This is a genomic window from Actinomycetota bacterium, assembly GCA_036280995.1.
GTDB lineage: Bacteria > Actinomycetota > CALGFH01 > CALGFH01 > CALGFH01 > CALGFH01.
Genome location: DASUPQ010000380.1, coordinates 1 through 2,314, shown reverse-complemented (window position 1 = coordinate 2,314; position 2,314 = coordinate 1). Strand labels below are relative to the sequence as shown.

2 protein-coding genes are annotated in these 2,314 nt (G+C 72.9%); both read left to right on the top strand.

The window, feature by feature from the left end; translation table 11 throughout:
- A partial coding sequence (locus VF468_12830; protein HEX5879180.1) for an RlpA-like double-psi beta-barrel domain-containing protein occupies nt 1–866 on the top strand: 866 nt, incomplete at its 5' end.
- A 35-nt stretch (nt 867–901) separates the two neighbouring features.
- A partial coding sequence (gene glpK, locus VF468_12825; protein ID HEX5879179.1) for a glycerol kinase GlpK occupies nt 902–2,314 on the top strand: 1,413 nt, incomplete at its 3' end.

Sequence of the window (2,314 nt, the reverse complement as noted above, 5' to 3'; positions counted from 1 at the left end):
GGTACGCCCGAGTCCAGGCCAGCGCCGATCATGCCGCCGCCCGCCTGATCGACGCGTACCTGCAGGAGGGCCTCCTGCAGGCCGAGGTGGCCGGCGCCCGGTCGCTCCTGGACAACCGGGCCGACGCGATCTACCGGGCCGGGCCGGCGGCGTTCATGGACGTCCTGCTGGGCTCCACCGACCCCGGCGACTTCCTGTCGCGCCAGAAGATGATCGAGGGGGCGCTGAGCGCCGGCGTCGGCGACGCCACCGAGGCCCTCGGCGCGCTCGACCGGATCGCTGAGCTGCGAAGGGAGATCGAGGCGCACCGCGCCGAGCTGGCCGAGCGCCAGGCCGAGCTGTTCGACATCCGGACCCTGATGGAGATCCGCCTGGCCCAGGCGGAGCAGGAGGCCCGGGCGGCCGGCCGGGAGATCGAGGACCTCCTGGCGGCCAGGCAGCAGCTCCTGACCGCCGCCGGGGTCGAGCAGGGCTTCGAGGATCTCCAGGCGGTCAGCGGTGAGCTCGGCAAGCTGCTGGAGTACCTGGGCCCCGAGGGAGGCCGCGGCTGCGACATCCCTCCGGACCTGGAGCTCACCGGCCAGGGGTTCACGGGCGAGGCCTCGTTCTACGGCGAGGAGTTCGCCGGCAACCCCACCGCGATCGGCCACATCTTCAATCCCGCGTTGTTCACGGCGGCTCACCGCACCATGCCGCTCCCCTCGTTCCTCCACGTCACGTACCAGGGGAAGTGCGCCACGGTCCTGGTGAACGACCGGGGGCCGTATGTCGACGGCCGAGTGCTGGACCTGTCCGAGGCGGCCGCGAAGTACATCGGGCTCCCCGGCGTCGGCATCGTCCACGCCGAGGTCCTCCGTCCGGCGTAGCGGCGAGTCCCGTCCACCGGTAGCCTCGCGACCGCATGGCCGTGCTGGCGATCGACGCGGGGACCACCGGCGTGACCGCGCTCGTGGTGGACGAGGCCGGGGAGGTCCTGGGCCGGGCCTCCCGGGAGTTCCCCCAGCACTTCCCCCGGCCGGGCTGGGTCGAGCACGATCCCGAGGACTGGTGGACCGCCACGCTGGGATCGACCGGCGAGGCGCTCCGGGCCGCCGGGATCGAGGCGCCCGACCTGGCCGCGGTCGGCATCACGAACCAGCGGGAGACCACGGTGGTGTGGGACCGGGAGACGCTCCGTCCCGTCCACCGGGCCATCGTGTGGCAGGACCGACGGACCGCGCCGCTGTGCGAGGAGCTCCGTGCCGAGGGGTGGGAGGAACGGATCGCCGACCGGACCGGCCTGGTGATCGACCCGTACTTCTCGGGGACGAAGCTCTCCTGGCTCCTCGAACACGTCGAGGGGGTCCGCGAGGGCGCCGAGGCCGGCCGGCTGGCGTTCGGCACCGTCGACAGCTACCTGGTGGCTCGGATGACCGGCGGTCGGACCCACGTCACCGATCACACCAACGCCTCCCGCACCCTCGTGTTCGACATCCACCGGCTGGTGTGGGACGACGAGCTGCTGGGCCGGCTCGCCATCCCCCCGGCGCTCCTGCCCGAGGTCCGCGCGTCGAGCGGAGACCTGGCGATCACCGACCCGGAGGCGTTCCTCGGCGCGAGCGTGCCGGTGGCCGGGATGGCCGGCGATCAGCACGCTGCGCTGGTCGGCCAGGCCTGCTTCGAGCCCGGAGACGCCAAGAACACCTACGGGACGGGCTCGTTCGTGCTGCTGAACGTGGGCAGGGAGGCGGTCCGGGCCGAGGGCCTGCTGACGACCGTGGCGTATTCCGACGCCGACGGGGTCCGGTACGCGCTGGAGGGCTCGATCTTCGTCACGGGTGCCGCCATCCAGTGGCTCCGGGACGGGCTCGGCGTGATCGGTTCATCCGCGGAGGCCGGCCCGCTGGCCGGGTCGGTGCCCGACGCAGGGGGCGTCTACCTGGTACCGGCCATGGTCGGTCTGGGCGCGCCGTGGTGGGACCCGTATGCCCGGGGCACGATCGTGGGGATCACCAGGGGCACCACGAGGGCCCACCTGGTCCGGGCCGCGGTGGAGGCCATGGCCTACCAGACCAGGGATGTCGTCGACGCCATGGCCGGAGCCACGCCGCTCACCTCGCTCAAGGTCGACGGCGGCGCCAGCGTCATGGATGGGCTGTGCCAGCTCCAGGCCGACCTGCTCGGCGTGCCGGTCCTCCGTCCGTTGGTGAAGGAGACCACGGCGATGGGGGCCGCCTTTTTGGCAGGGCTGGGGGCCGGGGTGTGGTCCTCCCGGGAGCAAGCCGCGTCGGCTTGGGCGCTCGATCGCGAGTTCGTGCCGGGCAACCGCGAGGAA